Source organism: Neobacillus sp. 19 (assembly GCF_049463095.1).
Lineage (GTDB): Bacteria > Bacillota > Bacilli > Bacillales > Cytobacillaceae > Neobacillus.
This window is the reverse complement of the sequence record NZ_JBMPZU010000001.1, coordinates 37,172-53,688: the sequence shown is the minus strand read 5'-3', so window position 1 is coordinate 53,688 and position 16,517 is coordinate 37,172. Positions and strand designations below refer to the sequence as shown.

Annotated in this window: 18 protein-coding genes and 1 riboswitch; of the genes, 9 read left to right on the top strand and 9 right to left on the bottom strand. The window is 43.5% G+C overall.

Annotated elements, in window-relative coordinates:
- Positions 1-68: 68 nt before the first annotated feature.
- Positions 69-233 (bottom strand): hypothetical protein, encoded by a 165-nt coding sequence (locus ACO1D1_RS00260; protein ID WP_423334565.1) that lies wholly within the window; start codon positions 231-233, stop codon positions 69-71.
- Between the two features lie 51 nt (positions 234-284).
- Positions 285-369: riboswitch (cyclic di-GMP riboswitch) on the bottom strand.
- A 225-nt stretch (positions 370-594) separates the two neighbouring features.
- On the opposite strand from ACO1D1_RS00260, the gene ACO1D1_RS00255 reads away from it, so the two are divergent.
- A complete protein-coding gene (locus ACO1D1_RS00255; protein ID WP_423334564.1) occupies positions 595-1,374 on the top strand; it encodes a M15 family metallopeptidase in 780 nt (259 codons plus the stop codon).
- A 138-nt stretch (positions 1,375-1,512) separates the two neighbouring features.
- Here the strand turns inward: ACO1D1_RS00255 and ACO1D1_RS00250 are convergent, their stop codons facing one another.
- Together ACO1D1_RS00250 and ACO1D1_RS00245 are read right to left on the bottom strand one after the other, a co-directional pair.
- A complete protein-coding gene (locus ACO1D1_RS00250) occupies positions 1,513-2,691 on the bottom strand; it encodes a toxic anion resistance protein (RefSeq protein WP_423334563.1) in 1,179 nt (392 codons plus the stop codon).
- Positions 2,688-3,344: a 5-bromo-4-chloroindolyl phosphate hydrolysis family protein gene (locus ACO1D1_RS00245; protein ID WP_423334562.1), complete on the bottom strand. Its 657-nt coding sequence runs from the start codon at positions 3,342-3,344 to the stop codon at positions 2,688-2,690. Before ACO1D1_RS00245 ends, ACO1D1_RS00250 begins: the two co-directional genes overlap by 4 nt.
- A 399-nt stretch (positions 3,345-3,743) precedes the next feature.
- Here ACO1D1_RS00245 and ACO1D1_RS00240 point away from each other — a divergent pair, with 399 nt between their 5' ends.
- The gene (locus ACO1D1_RS00240; protein WP_423334561.1) at positions 3,744-4,292 is read left to right on the top strand and encodes a hypothetical protein; all 549 of its coding nucleotides are present in this window, start codon (positions 3,744-3,746) and stop codon (positions 4,290-4,292) included.
- A gap of 91 nt (positions 4,293-4,383) precedes the next feature.
- Here the strand turns inward: ACO1D1_RS00240 and ACO1D1_RS00235 are convergent, their stop codons facing one another.
- Together ACO1D1_RS00235 and wecB are read right to left on the bottom strand one after the other, a co-directional pair.
- The gene (locus tag ACO1D1_RS00235; RefSeq protein ID WP_423334560.1) at positions 4,384-4,770 is read right to left on the bottom strand and encodes a VOC family protein; all 387 of its coding nucleotides are present in this window, start codon (positions 4,768-4,770) and stop codon (positions 4,384-4,386) included.
- A gap of 44 nt (positions 4,771-4,814) precedes the next feature.
- Positions 4,815-5,963: a non-hydrolyzing UDP-N-acetylglucosamine 2-epimerase gene (wecB, locus tag ACO1D1_RS00230; protein WP_423334559.1), complete on the bottom strand. Its 1,149-nt coding sequence runs from the start codon at positions 5,961-5,963 to the stop codon at positions 4,815-4,817.
- A 336-nt stretch (positions 5,964-6,299) separates the two neighbouring features.
- Between wecB and ACO1D1_RS00225 the strand changes: the two genes are divergently transcribed.
- The 7 genes from ACO1D1_RS00225 (at position 6,300) to ACO1D1_RS00195 (ending at position 14,217) form a co-directional block, all read left to right on the top strand.
- Positions 6,300-7,829 carry an N-acetylmuramoyl-L-alanine amidase gene (locus ACO1D1_RS00225; protein ID WP_423334558.1) on the top strand — a complete coding sequence of 510 codons (1,530 nt, stop codon included), beginning with the start codon at positions 6,300-6,302 and terminating at the stop codon, positions 7,827-7,829.
- Between the two features lie 237 nt (positions 7,830-8,066).
- Positions 8,067-9,482 carry a trypsin-like peptidase domain-containing protein gene (locus tag ACO1D1_RS00220; protein WP_423334557.1) on the top strand — a complete coding sequence of 472 codons (1,416 nt, stop codon included), beginning with the start codon at positions 8,067-8,069 and terminating at the stop codon, positions 9,480-9,482.
- A gap of 346 nt (positions 9,483-9,828) precedes the next feature.
- On the top strand, positions 9,829-10,755 hold the full coding sequence (locus ACO1D1_RS00215) for a LytR family transcriptional regulator (RefSeq protein WP_423334556.1): 927 nt from the start codon (positions 9,829-9,831) through the stop codon (positions 10,753-10,755).
- Positions 10,756-10,999: 244 nt separating this feature from the next.
- Positions 11,000-11,809: a zinc transporter ZupT gene (gene zupT / locus ACO1D1_RS00210; RefSeq protein WP_423334555.1), complete on the top strand. Its 810-nt coding sequence runs from the start codon at positions 11,000-11,002 to the stop codon at positions 11,807-11,809.
- A gap of 237 nt (positions 11,810-12,046) precedes the next feature.
- A complete protein-coding gene (locus tag ACO1D1_RS00205) occupies positions 12,047-12,616 on the top strand; it encodes a glycerol-3-phosphate acyltransferase (RefSeq protein ID WP_423334554.1) in 570 nt (189 codons plus the stop codon).
- Positions 12,606-13,550, top strand: a complete 945-nt coding sequence (locus ACO1D1_RS00200) for a GNAT family N-acetyltransferase (protein WP_423334553.1) — start codon at positions 12,606-12,608, stop codon at positions 13,548-13,550. Before ACO1D1_RS00205 ends, ACO1D1_RS00200 begins: the two co-directional genes overlap by 11 nt.
- The gene (locus tag ACO1D1_RS00195; protein WP_423334552.1) at positions 13,501-14,217 is read left to right on the top strand and encodes a hypothetical protein; all 717 of its coding nucleotides are present in this window, start codon (positions 13,501-13,503) and stop codon (positions 14,215-14,217) included. The genes ACO1D1_RS00200 and ACO1D1_RS00195 overlap by 50 nt, the downstream gene beginning before the upstream one ends.
- Before the next feature lie 10 nt (positions 14,218-14,227).
- Here ACO1D1_RS00195 and ACO1D1_RS00190 read toward each other — a convergent pair whose 3' ends face one another.
- Genes ACO1D1_RS00190 through ACO1D1_RS00175 form a run of 4 tightly spaced genes read right to left on the bottom strand, consistent with a single transcriptional unit; the run spans position 14,228 to position 16,470 of the window.
- Entirely contained in the window at positions 14,228-14,356 is a 129-nt protein-coding gene (locus ACO1D1_RS00190) for a hypothetical protein (RefSeq protein WP_423334551.1), read from the bottom strand.
- Positions 14,357-14,359: 3 nt separating this feature from the next.
- Positions 14,360-15,328 (bottom strand): YifB family Mg chelatase-like AAA ATPase, encoded by a 969-nt coding sequence (locus ACO1D1_RS00185; RefSeq protein WP_423334550.1) that lies wholly within the window; start codon positions 15,326-15,328, stop codon positions 14,360-14,362.
- Positions 15,329-15,349: 21 nt separating this feature from the next.
- Positions 15,350-15,862, bottom strand: a complete 513-nt coding sequence (locus ACO1D1_RS00180) for a magnesium chelatase domain-containing protein (protein WP_423334549.1) — start codon at positions 15,860-15,862, stop codon at positions 15,350-15,352.
- Positions 15,847-16,470 carry a transposase gene (locus tag ACO1D1_RS00175; protein WP_423334548.1) on the bottom strand — a complete coding sequence of 208 codons (624 nt, stop codon included), beginning with the start codon at positions 16,468-16,470 and terminating at the stop codon, positions 15,847-15,849. The genes ACO1D1_RS00180 and ACO1D1_RS00175 overlap by 16 nt, the downstream gene beginning before the upstream one ends.
- Positions 16,471-16,517 lie beyond the last annotated feature (47 nt).

Below are 16,517 nucleotides of genomic sequence, written 5' to 3'. Positions count from 1 at the left end.
CTACAATAAAAAGCCTAGGTAAATTCCTAGGCTTCTCCTTTTTGCGAAACACATTTAGCTGGCATCGCTTACATTAACATTCCTATTTCAACCGCTTTACTATTATGATACGTCGCTTTAACCTTTAACTTTATTCTCAGCCCTTCATCAAGACAGTCTTGCTGCAGCAATTCATGGTGTCGGTGCTGGAAAACGTGATAATAATATTTGCCCCTAATAATCATCTTCAACACATGAAAACCTCCTCAATCGTTGGTTTACATAAATCGCATGAATTAGTCGTGTTCGGTAACTGGCGAGCATCGTCGTTAAACATTAGCCCCTTTAGTTTTGCGTCACCATTTTTCAATGGTTTTGCCGTTTCGTACGATTTATGGGTTTATAAAAACTATACGCAAATTTATTTAAAATTACTAGAGTCAATATACCTAAAGTAATCTAAATATTTCGTTAAATCGAATTGCCCTAAAGGGTGTATTGAGAGCCATTTTGGGTATGTAACAGGTGATGAGCTATATTTTTATGATAGGTTTTAAAGCTTTTAATAGTGTCCATGATAGTAAGGTAATGAATTTATTAAAAAGGACGTTTACTATGTCAAAACTAACTCTACTAATAACTTGTCTACTCGTGATGGTACTCCTCATAACAGGATGCTCATGGAAAAATTATTTTGCGCCAAATGACGGGAAGACAATTAATCATCCGCCTGTCCCTGCCGATCAACCTTCAACAGACTCCGACTTAGATAAGAAACGCACTCAGACCGACACCGGTACACAGGTCGTCACTAATCCAGATATAATCCCTGTTCTTGTGAACAAGCAAAATAAGCTGCCTGATAATTACAATCCAAGTGATTTGGTTGATCCTGACATCCCTTTTATTTTTGAAAAGAAATTGGATAAGCGAAAAATGCGGGCTAAGGCCGGGGCCGCCATCGAAAAATTATTTGCCGGGGCAAAACAGGATGGTGTGAGCCTTCTTGGTGTTTCAGCCTACCGATCACATGAAGAACAAGCCTCGTTGTTTAATCACTACGTTCATGCAGATGGGTACGAAGCAGCAATAACCTATAGTGCGGTTCCCCGAACAAGTGAGCATGAAACAGGCCTTGCCATTGATGTAACGGGCGGTAATGGAGAATGTGCAGCAGAGGATTGCTTCGCCGATACGCCTGAAGCGGACTGGCTCGAGGACCACGCAGCGGATTATGGCTTTATCATTCGCTACCCAAAAGGAAAAGACAATATAACCGGCTACCAATACGAACCATGGCACCTCCGTTACGTCGGAAAAGCCATCGCCAAAGAAATCATGACCCGCGGCATCACCCTAGAAGAATACCTAAGCACAGCACCAGTAAACAACTAGCGCATAGGAGAAATGGTGCCTGTCACCCTTTGTGGACACTTTCCGTGTGTGGTGGACAGTTTTATGGGACTTGTTTGCGATATATAACAAACGGAGGCCGCTTGCTGCTATGTTTTTGCAGCGAGCGGCCTCCGTTTGTTATTTCTCTTTTATTTCTAGCAGTTTTAGTCTTAGGTCGTTTTCCATGTTGGCTAGTTCTTGTTCGGCGAGGCGGCGCTTGTGGCGGCCTTCTTCTTGTATTCGCATGGTTTCTTCGAGCGTGGAGATAAGACTTTCCTGAGTTTTCTTTAATGTTTCAATATCCACGAGGCCGCGCTCGTTTTCTTTCGCTGTTTCAATTGTATTGGTCTTCAGCATTTCTGCATTTTTCAATAGAAGCTCATTGGTAGTTTTAGAGACCTGCTTCTGCGCCTCCACTGCATGGCGCTGGCGAATAAGTGTCAGCGCAATAGCGACTTGGTTTTTCCATAGCGGGATCGCCGTCATAATCGATGATTGAATTTTTTCCACCAGCGCTTGGTTCGTATTCTGAATCAAGCGGATTTGCGGAGCACTCTGAATCGTAATTTCACGGCTTAATTTCAAATCATGCAAACGCTTGTCTAAACGGTCAGCAAACTGAATCATATCGTTGACCTCTTGAAATTTCATTTGGTCGTTTGCGGCTTCAGCTGCTTTTTTCAACTGCGGGATCGTCTTCGTTTGCATTTCTTCAAGCTTGATTTCACCAGCGGCAATATAAATGTTAAGAGCATGAAAATATTCTTTATTGGTCTCATACAGCTGTTCGAGCAATTTGATATCAGACAAAAGGACATTTTTGCTGCGATCGAGCTTTACACTAATCCGGTCAATTTGCGCCCCGGTTTTTTGATATTTGGAAAGCACCTCTTGGAGCGAGCCGGAAATTTTTCCAAACATACGTGCAAACAAGGATGGCTTCCCATCCTTTAGTTCATCCGGATTAACCTCATCAAGTCTTTTCATTAAATCGCTGATAATTTCTCCGATTTCGCCTACATCCTTCTTCTGAACATGTTCAAGCATCGCATGCGAGAAGGATAACAGCTTTCCTTGGGCTTGGGTGCCATAGAGGATCATCGCTTGATGGTTGGCTGGATCAATTTGTTCGGCCAGCTGGTACGCTTTGGCCTTGTTTTCTTCCGGGATGACGTCAATTAACTTAACGGGCTTCACTTCGCCTGCTTGTGTTTGCGGAACCGGATCTTTTGCAAGCTCAAGCTGATCGCCAAACGGATTGGCAAGTATATCATCTAATAAATCTCCAGATTTTTGGATTGGGTTGTTTTCACTCATTTTAGCCACCTATTTTCTTCAGGGAATTTGGATTCTTTTTTCTTCTTAATGGAATGCTTTGCGACATCAATTTCAAAATTTAATGTATCAAGGTCATTGGAAATCACATGATACAAATCCTCTTCCAATACCTTTGTGAGTTCATTTAATGTCCTGCGCGTTTCAATCAGGGACTGACCCATTTCCAAATTTTGCTTCGGCTGAGAAGATAGAAAGCTATATTTTTCTGTCAGCTCGACAAGCGAGTCTAAATGGGAAAAATAAAATTCCTCCGCCTTAAAAAAACGCTTCGGTTCTTTCATCGTCATCTTGTGAATTTTCTTTGTAATTCTGTGGATATCTATTCTTTGTTTGACAGAGGAAATATCCCGTATCTTGAAAATACTCTTGTTCAAGCGATTGATTTTCTGTTTTGCCTCCGCCAAATTTTTCTTAATGTAGCGGTATTCTTTTCGTGTCAGCTGATGCTTTTTTAGATAGCTGGTGTTCATGAACACCGCTAGGATTAGATAGGTCATGACCCCTCCAAGAATTGCAAAAGCTGTAGAAGTCCAGAATGGTTGTGCGAATAGGAAATAGCATAAAAGCCAAGTGATCCCCGTTATCGGGACGGCGGCAAAAGAACGAATCAAAAATGACAAAATCGGGTTCATAATAAATCGACTCCTGACTTAATAATCCTTTATATTCATACGACTAAAGGTGAATGATTGTTTCACTTTTTCTAAAAATAACAATTTCAAAAGAAAGTTATTTCCAATTACTACTTCCACAATACACGAAAAAACTCCTGCCTGCCATAGACCACAAACCGAAACAATTCTAAGACTTGAGACGTATTTTTAATGCCCTTTCATTGCTTTTTAATGCTTTTAAATGCATTCATGTTGTTTTTGGTGTCAGGCACCATTCGTGGACATTTGTCTGCCTAGGGTGGACGGTATTGATAGCCTATTATTTGTAGAATTGTTATATATGGGCTTTTACCCAAGAGGAATATGAATTATTACATAGGCTGTGGTGGAAAGCATACAGAGGAGTGAGGAGTTTTTATGTATTATCCATATAGAATGCCTATTGAACAACAGCTTGGAAGACAATACCACCAAGGCGGGAATCAGCACCATGGAAACCAACATCATCATGGCGGGAGTCAACAACACGGCGGCCAACACCATCATGGCGGAAATCAACAACACGGGGGCCAATACCATCATGGTGGGAGTCAACAACACGGAGGACAATACCATCATGGTGGGAGTCAACAACACGCAGGCCATCATCATGGTGGCCAGAATACAGCTAACTCAGACTTGGGAGTTTTAGGTGCTGGCCTGCTCGGACTAGGGTTAGGGTATTTAGGATCTGGTTTAACACATGGTCCGGTTCCAGCGGGATATGGTGGATTTAGCGGTTATGGCGGCTATCCACCGGCACCGGTACCTTATGGGTATGGCCAAGGATTGGGATATGGGTACCCCGGTGCCATCCCAGGCGGCTACCCTGGAATCGGTCCAAATTTAAGCGGCACCTTTCAACCTTATCCAAATATCGGCGGCTATGGCACCTGGTCACCAGCTGAATATGGCATACCGAGATAACCTCCCTAAAAAACACCAAGATCAATAGCATAGAAAAAAGCAGGATATCTGTATTAACGATAACCTGCTTTTTGTCTTACGACTCACCCTGCTATTTCTCATATAACTCAATCGGCAGCCCATCAGGATCGGCAAAGAAGGTGAATTTCTTGTTTGTTAATGGGTCGATACGAATGGTTTCAACCGTTACGTCCTGATTCTGTAAAACTTCCACCGCCTCTGCAATATCATCCACCTCAAAGGCAAGATGGCGTAATCCCGCCGCTTCAGGATAGCTTGGCCGAGGCGGCGGATTCGGGAAAGAGAATAACTCGATTTGATAGTGTCCATCTATTTCCAAATCAAGTTTATAAGATTCTCTTTCCTCCCGGTAGACTTCCCGGGCAGGTGTAAGTCCAAGAACACGAACATAGAAATCCTTAGATTTTTGATAATCCGAACAAATTACGGCAATATGATGGATCCTCTTTAACTTCATCTAAACACTCCTCGAACGTGATACAACAAAAACAAAACAAAGCCTTAGTTTCCACCGAAATCCGCTGGCCTTTCATCGCGGCTTTCAAAATGGTAGAGGATCGCTTCGACGATTCGTTTGGAGGCAAAGCCGTCTCCATATGGGTTTGAAGCTTTGGCCATTTGATCATGCGCAGACTTGTCTGATAAGAGATCATCAGCTAATCCAAAGATTGTTTCTTCATCTGTCCCGGCCAATTTCAATGTGCCGGCTTCAATTCCTTCCGGACGCTCCGTTGTGTCCCGGAGTACAAGTACAGGTACACCTAAGGACGGCGCCTCTTCCTGAACGCCTCCTGAATCGGTTAAGATCAAATAGGCTTTCGAAGCAAAATTATGAAAATCAATCACATCTAATGGTTCAATTAGGTGAATTCGGTCATTTTCCCCCAATATCCTGTTAGCAATTTCCCGGACCACAGGATTCATGTGAACTGGGTAGACGACTTGGACATCATCATGCTTTTCCACCACCCGGCGTATCGCACGGAACATGTTTTCCATTGGCTTCCCGGTATTTTCACGACGGTGGGCAGTCATTAGAATTAAACGGTCACTCCCTAGTTTTTCTAAAACTGGATGGGAATAATTAGTTTTCACAGTAGTTTTTAATGCGTCGATGGCTGTGTTTCCTGTAATAAAAATAGCTTCCTCTTTTTTATTTTCCACTAATAGATTTTGTTTTGACTGGACGGTTGGCGAAAAATGAAGATCGGCCAAGACCCCTGTCAGCTGACGGTTCATTTCCTCAGGGTATGGCGAATATTTGTTATGAGTTCTTAGCCCCGCCTCTACATGCCCAATCGGAATAGAATGATAAAAAGCAGCTAAGCTTGCCACAAAGGTGGTCGATGTATCGCCGTGAACCAGCACGATATCCGGCTTAACATCGGCAAGAACTTGATTAAGCCCTTCCAGGCTGCGTGTTGTAACATCAATTAATGATTGTCTAGCTTTCATGATATTCAGATCATAATTAGGTGTTATGTCAAAAATGTTCAATACCTGGTCAAGCATTTCGCGGTGCTGTGCTGTAACCGTTACGATTGATTTGATTTGATCGGGATATTTTTCTAATTCTTTGACAAGCGGGGCCATTTTGATTGCTTCAGGCCTAGTTCCGAACACTGTCATTACCTTCAATTGTTTCACCATAAAAACCTCCAAATTCTGCATCTATATTCATCTTTCACTTCTAAAGTTCCGTAATAAATTCGTATTTATATACAATTTTTCCACCAGCTAGCCCTTTAACTCACTAACATGATAACAAATTACGGATGTCGTGAAAAGCGATAACCGGAATCTCTGACCAGTGGGGAGGAAAAAAAGGCACACTTGTAACACAGTAAATCGGAGTTTGAATCCCAAGGTACTTTTTTACTTCAATGTTTTTTCCGAAAACACAGGTAAAAAACCCTGAATTTCGCCTAAGCCCTGACCAATTGACTCTATTTAGCATAAATAATAAATAAAGGAGAGGAAAAAGCCATGAATATTATTCAACGACTCATTCCTGCTTCAAACACTAGCACACGCCCCGGTTTAAAATTAGTCCCCAAATACATTACTATCCATGAAACCGACAATACAAGCAGAGGGGCCGATGCTGAAGCACATGCAAAATTACAACAGCGCGGGAATGACCGCACAGCATCTTGGCATTTAACAATTGATGACCATGAAATCATTCAATCCATCCCTTTTGATGAAGTCGCATGGGCTGCGGGTGACGGGCATAATGGCCCAGGTAATCGAACATCGATTCATATTGAAATGTGTGTAAATGCAGACGGCAATTATCAGCAAACCGTATCAAATACAGTCGAGGTCGTCCAATATTTAATGAGCCGGTTTAACATATCAAGTGATCGTATTGTACCTCATAAACATTGGACGGGTAAGAACTGCCCCAGAAATTTATTGCCTCAATGGGAAAATTTTATTAAACGACTGCAAGGAAGTAATGCCAGTTGGGTAAAAAAAGGGAGCCAATGGTTTTTCCAAAAAAACAGCAGAAAACAAACGGGATGGATAAAGGATCAAGGCAAGTGGTATTATCTCAATACCAAAGGTGTCATGCAGACTGGATGGGTGAAGGTGAAGAATGAGTGGTACTATCTCGATGCCTCCGGCGCCATGGAGACCGGATGGGTGAAACTAAACGGCATTTGGTACTATCTTAACAGCGATGGTGCCATGCAAACGGGATGGATAAAGCTCGAGAATAAGTGGTACTATCTCGATACCTCCGGCGCGATGAAAACTGGCTGGGTGAGGTTAAAAGGCATTTGGTACAATCTTAACAGCAATGGTGTCATGCAGACTGGATGGATAAAGCTGAAGAATAACTGGTACTATTTGAATGAGGATGGGGCGATGCAAACCGGCTGGATAGAGATTGACGGAAAGAGGTATTTCCTCGCTCAAGATGGTGCGATGAGAACAGGCTGGCTAAAGGATCAATCTAAATGGTATTTTTTGAATCCAAATGGTGAAATGGCAATTGGCTGGATTCAGGATAATGGCAAGTCCTACTACCTCGATGCCAAGGGAGTAATGGTAACAGGGATCCAAACCATTGATGGCAAAAAATATACCTTTGGCAATGATGGTGCCCAAATTATTGAAGAACCTTCTGCTATAGGTGGCGCCCCTAAAGATAACGGCGGAGAGGGTTCAACAACTAGCGATGCCGGGATGGAACCGGGCGAGACAACTCCAGCCGAAAAAGATACTGCGAATGATTCGGACGAGACAGCTCCGGCTTCGGAAAATGCTGTGAAGGAACCGGACGTGACAACTACCACCTCAGTAGATACAGCGAATGAGCCGGACGTGACCACCCCTGCAGAAGTAGATACAGCGAATGAGCCGGACGTGACCACCCCTGCAGAAGTAGATACAGCCAATGAGCCGGATGTGAACGCCCCTGCAGAAGTAGATACAGCGAATGAGCCGGATGTGACCACTCCCCCAGAAATAGATACAGCGAATGAGCCGGATGTAGAAAACAGCTGATTCGCAAGTCTTTTCATTTTAGGTTTAAGATGAGCCTGCTCCCTCTGGAGACAGGCTTTTTATTTTCAGAAATTCACCTTTGTCAACTGAGTTTGGAATATGGTAACTAGACTAAAGCCAATTCCCCGGGTTATCGTGAGTTTTCTAAAAATTGAATTAGTACAAATTACCTTTCTTCTGTCCCGGAATATATTGCAGAGTGAATTGAAATAACCAATCCAAGAGGTGAACGTAATTTTGAAGAAAAGGGCTCTTTTTACCATACCACTTAGCTTGTTACTCATTGCTGTAATTGTTACATCCTTCTTCCTCATGAATATCAAACCAGCAGAAGGCAAAATAGCTCAAGCACAAAAACTGGCCGAGTACACAAAGCCGGCAGTTGTTCGAATCGTTGATTACGCTGTTGTCGGATGGCAGTTTAATAACCCAGATGATCCCGAAGTCATGGCTGTGTTGGATCAACTGGGCTACCAATCAGTTGTTGGCGGCTCCGGTTCTGGTGCGATTATTAGTTCAGATGGCTACATTGTCACTAATGCCCATGTGGTCGAAGCAACGCAAATGAAAGACGAGGACATTGCCAATGCGGCGTTTGAACAGCTTGTCGGCATAATGGCTGATTACTTTAAAGTTGACTATGCAACCGCGTACCAGTACATGCTTACCTACACCCAATATACGGGGATTCAAAAGGTATTGAAGGTTATTTTACCTGGAGGGGATGTCCTCGATGGCGAGGTTAAAAGCTATGGTGCCCCTGTCAATGAAGGTAAGGATGTAGCTGTATTAAAAATTGAAGGGAAAAACCTGCCCACTTTACAGCTTGGCAATTCCGATGACATTCAGAATCAGGATAATATTTGGGTGAGCGGCTACCCTGCTGCAGCCGATTCCGATCTTTTGTCACCAGATTCATCATTGGTTTCATCAATGAATGCCGGTCAAATTTCAGCTACATCGAAAAAGACAGAACAAGGAAGCCCTGTTATTCAAATTAACGCAGCCGCCACACATGGTAATAGCGGCGGGCCTGTTATAAATGAAAACGGCCAGATTATTGGATTGCTCACCTTTAGAGGCGACACAGTGAATGGCCAAGAGGTGCAAGGCTTTAATTTTGCCGTGCCAGTGAATACGGTGAAAGAATTTGTCAACCAAGCAGGTGTCAGAGATTTCAAGAGTGAAACAGATAAGCTTTATCAAGAAGGACTGGATTTGTATTGGGGCGGCTACTATAAGCACGCATTAGAAAAGTTTGAAGCGGTCCAGCGCATCTATCCAAATCATTCGGAAATCAAGCAATATATCGCCAATTCTGAGAAAAAGATGAGCAGCAGTAAGACTTTATGGTCCGATTATACGACGATCTTCTATATCGTCGATGGTGTTTCGGGATTACTCATTCTTGTGCTGCTTTTGTTTACCTTTGCCTTTAAACCGAAAAAACCGGCTGTCGCTGTGGCTGCACCTGCCGCCACGCCTATCAATCCGGCACCAGCGGCACCTGCACCACCACCTCCTGCTGCACCTGAAAACACATTGGCTGACCTAAACAAAGATGGCAAAATCGACGTCCAAGACATCCTCCTCGCCCTCCAAGAGCACCAGAAAAAACAAAAGAAAGACGACGATAGTGGAAATGGTGCCTGACACCCTTTCTACTATTGGCAAGTGGGATGCAGTTTTATTTCTGCATCTCTTTTATTTTTGTATTTTATGTTTTTCTTTCTGTCGGCTGCATATGGATATGATATTATTCATAGAATATTGGGATTTCTTTACTGCTAGTGGTAAAATGGATAGTAGTTATTTATCATCTCCACAGACCAAATCTCCTGAGACCTGCTAAAACCTAATCTTAAAGATTACCAAGCTGCTAACATCTTGAACTTACTCCCTTGTAAGCTAACACATCATCTACCGCTAAGAACCTAACCTGTATATGAGCGGTGCCTGACATCCTGTTTTATGTTGTTAAATGAAGGGGGTTTTACCGATGAAGTCTCACAAGCGAAAAGGCAGTAAATGGTTAAAGGTTACGGGGATTATTCTTTTACTACTGTTTATCACTGTAGGAGTTTACGCCTACACCGTTTATTCATCCTTAAAAAATGCCGTAGTAACGATGCACCAGCCGATTGAAAGAGAGGTATCTGTCAAACGGGAAACACCCGTGGTCTTTAAAGAAAAAGACCCCTTTTCTGTTTTAATGCTTGGTGTTGATGAGCGGGAAGGCGATAAGGGGCGATCTGACACGATTATTGTCTTAACGGTAAATCCAAACAACAATTCCGTGAAAATGCTCAGCATTCCCCGTGACACCCGCACCGAAATTATCGGAAAGGGCACGGAGGATAAGATTAACCATGCCTATGCTTTCGGCGGGGTACCCATGGCGATGGATACCGTTGAACATTTCCTCGATATCCCAATAGACTATTTTATGCAAATTAATATGGAAGGATTTAAGGATATTGTCGATGCCGTTGGCGGTGTAAAGGTTCAAAATGACTTGGATTTTTCCCAGGATCATTTCCACTTTGCAAAGGGAGAAATCACGCTTAACGGAGAGCAGGCGCTTAGTTTTTCCAGAATGCGCTATGAAGACCCACGGGGCGACTTCGGCCGTCAATCCAGACAGCGGCAAATCATCAAGGCGGTCATAGATAAAGGTGTAAGTTTATCAAGCTTAACGAATTTTTCTGACTTCTTCACTGCCATTGGAAAAAATATAAAAACAAATTTGACCTTTGAACAAATGACAGATATCCAAAAAAACTATCGAGATGCCGGAAAAAATATTCAGCAAATGGAAATCAATGAAACGGGCACCATGATCAATAAGATCTACTATGGCGTAGTTGCAGCAGAAGAAAAGCAGCGAATTCAGACTGAACTAAAGAAACAACTGGAATTACAATGAAGCGGAGCTTACATAGTGAAATTAGCTGACTAAACAGACCGTCCCACCAAGGCGGCTTGTTTAGTCAGCTTTTTTTTGCCCCAAAAAAACAATTCGTAATACAGCAGAGATAAATTGATGTGACAATTTGTTTCTCATCGGAAACATTTCTCACTTAGTGCATATAAAGTAGAAGCAAAACTAAAAGGTTTATAAAATTGAATGTTTTTCGATGAGGACATTTTCATAAAGGAGTGAAATGAAGGTGACTGAAAATCTGTTATTAGCCTTCGGATTAACATTATTTGCTGGCCTTGCAACTGGAATTGGCAGCATTCTTGCCTTTTTCACTTCACATACCAACACCAAATTTTTATCGGTAACCCTTGGATTCTCCGCTGGGGTGATGATTTATGTATCTATGGTTGAAATCTTTGTTAAGGCAAAAATAGCACTCGTTGACGCTTTGGGAATTGGACCTGGTAACTGGTTAACCGTCGGCGGTTTTTTTGGCGGCATGCTCTTGATTGCCAGCATTGACAAATTCATTCCAAAACAAAGTAATCCCCATGAACTAAAAACAGTGGAAGACATGCAGGTTCCCGGCAGTAAAGGCACACATCCTGATTTATTAAAAATGGGGACATTTACAGCGCTGGCAATCGGAATTCATAACTTTCCTGAGGGGATTGCAACCTTCACCTCGGCACTGCAAGACCCGGCACTTGGAATTGCCATTGCCGTGGCCATTGCCATCCACAATATTCCAGAAGGGATTGCCGTTTCCGTCCCAGTCTATTTCGCAACAGGCGATAAGAAAAGAGCCTTCAAGCTTTCTTTCTTATCCGGTTTATCGGAACCGATTGGCGCATTGGTCGCTTACCTCTTCCTTATGCCATTTCTGAATGACATCATGTTTGGAGTAATATTCGCAGCTGTGGCGGGCATTATGGTATTTATCTCCCTTGATGAATTACTGCCCGCAGCCAAAAGATACGATGAGGCCCACTTATCCATCTATGGACTGATTGGCGGCATGGCCGTAATGGCCCTTAGCTTACTTTTGTTTATTTAATCACAGGCACCGTTGGAAGCACTATTAAAGTGGACCGGGAGGATTTTAATCCTCTCGGTCTCTGTTTTTAGCCAGCAGGTTGTTACAATTCTTCTAAACTTTCCATTGAAATCAAACTCAAATCACCTCAAAATGATAGTAAGAGCATTTTGGTAAATTCTCCCGAATATCCTGTGAGATATCCATACAATTTTTCTATATAAAATTGTTCCCATTTTAGATTAGGTGGTGGTTCAAGTGATATGGTTGTATTTTGTTCTATCCTATTTGATTGGTAATGTCATGTTTGGCTACTTGGTTACAAAGGCCATGTACCGCAAGGATATTCGTCTTCATGGGAGCGGGAATGTCGGAGCCCGGAACGCAGGCCGTCTTCATGGAAAGAAGGCGTTTGTCGCTACTTTTCTGGGCGATGCTTTAAAAGGTGCTGCCGTCATTTTGATCGCCCGCTCGATTCATTTTTCCGAGCCTATTCAATTGCTTGGCCTGGGGATGGCGATACTTGGCCATATTAAGCCTGCCGTATTGAAATTCAAGGGCGGGAAAGGAATTTCCACTTTTATTGGAGGAATGATTTGTTTCGAACCACTGCTAATTCCTGTCATCCTGCTGGCATTTTTCGCCCTTTATCCCTTTATCAAAAGTTTTACCATTGCCGGGTTAGGGGCATTCCTTGCCATTCCTGTCTTTCTATTTTTTAAGCAATATAATGGGATAACCTGTCTCATTGAACTTGCCATTACCGGCGTCGTTCTTCTAGCACATTCTGAAAATATCAAAGAAAGGTTGAATAACCGTGGACAATAATCAGTCGTATTTTTTTAAAATTGCAACCAGCCTTCAAGAATTTGAACGAATTCATCAATTAAACTATCAAACTTTTTCAGAAGAAATTCCCCAGCATGAAAAAAATAAGCAAAAACAATTAGTCGATCCTTTCCATCATGAAAATACATATATTATTTGCATCAAAGGCGATGAGCTTGTCGGAATGGTCGCCGTCCGCAGCCAGCGTCCGTTTTCACTCGACCGGAAAATAGGTGCCGTTGAAGATTCATTGCCTTTTAAAGTCAATCAGCCCTGTGAGGTTCGGCTTCTGGCGGTCAAAAAAGAATACCGAAATGGCCGTGTCTTTGCCGGGCTTGCGCAATTTTTAGCAAAATTTTGTTTAGAAAAAGGATACGACCTTGCTGTGATCTCAGGAACGATCCGTCAATTAAAGCTTTATAACCAAATGGGATTCCAGCCATTTGCCCAGCTTACCGGTACAGAAGAAGCCCGTTTCCAACCAATGTATTTAACGAAAGCAACGTTTGACGCATCGTTTGCAGGCAGAATTCTCAGACCGGCTGTCCCGTTTTTACCAGGTCCGGTCCAAATCCCAGAAAAAGTCCGGACAGCACTAATGGGCAGTCCTTACTCCCATCGTTCAGATGTTTTTCGTGAAAAGCTAGACAGGGTCAGAAGCATCTTTCGCCGCTTAACAAACTGCAAGCATGTTCAAATTTTAGCAGGTACGGGTTCACTGGCAAATGAAGTTGTAGCTGCTCAACTTTCATTATTAAACGGCAGAGGATTGATTTTAGCGAATGGAGAGTTTGGCTCCCGCTTGGTGGACCAAGCACGGCGGCAGGGATTAAGCTTTGATGTGTTGGAAAAAGAATGGGGTCACGCTTTTTCCAAGGAAGAAATTGCTGCGAAAGTATCAAACGATTCGAACATGGATTTGGGCTGTCCATAGTGAGACGTCAACTGGCATGTTAAATGACTTGACGGTTCTAAAGGGGATTGCGGAAGAGTACAGCCTGAAGCTTTGTCTTGACTGCATCAGTTCCATTGGTGCTGTGGAATTGGATTTATCTGGGGTTTTTCTTGCAACAGGTGTTAGCGGGAAAGCATTGCGTGCCTTTACCGGGCTGTCCTTCGTCTTTCATCACCACGAGGTTGCACCCTCGCCGGTGATTCCGAAATATATTGATTTAGGTGTTTACATGCTAAAGGATGGCATCCCGTTTTCTCATTCATCCAACTTAGTGGAAGCACTGCTTGTGGCAGTGGAGAATATTACCGACGAAACTTACCGAGAGATTGCCGAAGCACATCAGTGGTTGAAAAATAAGCTAAAAAGTTACGGCTTTCAGTTGATATCAAGCGACGGTCATCGTTCTCCGATGATCCTGACCATTGAGCTCCCGGAAACTGTCTCCTCTTATGAAATCGGGAAGCTTCTTTATTACAATGGATACCTATTACATTTTGAGAGCGAATACTTAAGGCAGCGAAACTGGATTCAAATTGCCTGCATCGGCCATGATTCCACATCGACCTTAGAAAAGATGATCACGCTATTTCACCGAATATTCACATACGAATCAAAGCTGCATCAACTGCAGCCCCAACGTTACTAAAACCAATAGCCTAAATAAGGCGCAAGTCCGGATCCGGCGCCCCATCAATCAGCAGGGGACCTCCTTCGTCCCCCGCTGCTTGATAAGCAAACAAACTGTCCACCCCATATGGACACTGTCCACGGATGGTGCCTGACACCCTTTACACTGTATTCAACTTTATCGCCTCGTTAATGCTTCGGTCGGTGATGGCCGGGGTTCCTTGGAGGTCTGAGATGGTACGGGCGAGGCGGATGATTTTGATTTGGGTCCGGTTGCTCCAGTTTTTCTTGATGGCTTGCTTTTGCAAGTTTGATTGTTGTGTGACTGTTAGGGGACTTGCTCGCAGAAGGATATCATAAGGTACTCGACCATTGCAAATCTCACCGCCATAGCGGTCATATTGCCTTTCCCTAGCCAGCCCCACTCTTTCCTGTACAATTTTTGACGGTTCCTCCTGCTCATGAATCCCCCCTTTTGCAGCATTTAAATTAACTGGCCTTAATGTAAGATTAATATCAAACCGATCCCTCAGCGGACCCGAGAGCCTATTTTGATAGGTGAGGATTTGTTTTGTCGAGCAGGTACAATAATGAGCATTCGAGCCGGAATATCCACATGGACAAGGATTCATGGCAGCTATTAATAGAAAAGAAGCGGGATAGGAGATTGAGGCATGTGTGCGGCTAATCGTTATCAACCCGTTTTCGAGTGGCTGCCGCAGCATATCCAGTGTTTTCCTTGGAAACTCCCCAATTTCATCAAGAAATAAAACACCCCGATGGGCAAGCGATATTTCACCCGGCTTTGGGTATTGACCGCCGCCGATGATAGCTACCCCTGAAGCGGAATGATGAGGACTCCGGTAGGGAGGCAGATGACTCTGTGAGTATGTGCTTCTACTTAATTGATACAGGCTAAGTACCTCAAGCCAGGCTTCTTTTGATAATGATGGCAAAATAGACGGGAAGCTTTCAGCCAGCAGGCTTTTTCCACATCCAGGCGGCCCTGTCATCAATACATGATGTTCCCCGGCTGCAGCTATCTCAAGTGCGTGTTTGGCATCTCCATGCCCGAAAATTTGCTGAAAATCTAAATAACGATTCTCACTGATGGCTCCCTCGTTTTCCATCGTTTCATGTACAGGCGGGACCTATTGACCCCCAAGATGTCCGATGACATCTTTTAATGAAGTAATATAAATAATTTCTAACCCATCAAAATCAAGTTCCGGGAGATGTTCATCGAACGGGATATAAAGTCTTCGAATCCCTTGCCTCTTTGCTGCAAGTACAGCAGGCAGCAGTCCCTCAACTGGCTGAACTGAACCGTCCAAGGAAAGCGCCCCGAGGAAACCAGTATCATCTGGTATCGACGCTTCCAGCTCATGCAAGCTCAGCAGCAGCCCTATCGCCATCGGAAAATCAAACATCGGCCCCATTTTCTTCTGATCGGCCGGCGAAAGATTAATGATAATTTTGTTACCCGATAGCACGTAACCTAACGAACTGAGGGCCGCAATAATTCTCTCCCTCGACTCTTTTACAGCAGCGTCCGGCAGTCCAACAATTTTAAACGAGTCATTACCAACATATGTCCCAACCTCCACATTCACCCGGTAGCCTTCCATCCCCTTTAGGCCGATACTCGTTACTCGAGCCCACATGGAAACCACTCCCCTTCCCGTTTGGTCATTTTTCCATCTTCCCAAAAAAACTTGTCCGTTCCTCGGGATTTCAAATATTGATGATAATAATAGGGTTGCGGATCAGGGAAATAAGAAAGAATTGGTTTGGGGTCAATATGAGGGTTTGCTTCAGCTTCACCGTAGAGAAAGGCACGGCAGCTGCTCCAGGGATAATCCTCAGGCGCCGTCACCATCCCGGCTTCTACCGGGTTTAGATGAATATATTTACTGACATCAATCTCATATTCACGAGAGTTGAGGAGCTCGGCACCATAGCGCTTTTCAAACACGTGGCCGGAAAATTCATACTTTTGGTTAAAATATTTTGCGTATTTCGTATTGAGATGTTTCATGATGCTGCTGAGCGGGGTGTCAAGCGTTTCAATCTGGAGATGGGTATGATTACTCATTAAGCAGTAAGAATGGAGATGAAAGGGGTGACGTTCTCTCGTTTCTTCTATGTAAGCCAGATACGTTCCAAAATCCTTATCCTCAAAAAATAACGAACTCTTCCGAATACCTCTGCTGGTCACATGATACTTCGCACCTTCAAACCATAAGCGAATCCTACGGGCCAAATCAATCACTCCTATAAAATATTATTATGATGGAAATGGTAGTTTGGGTGTCAGGC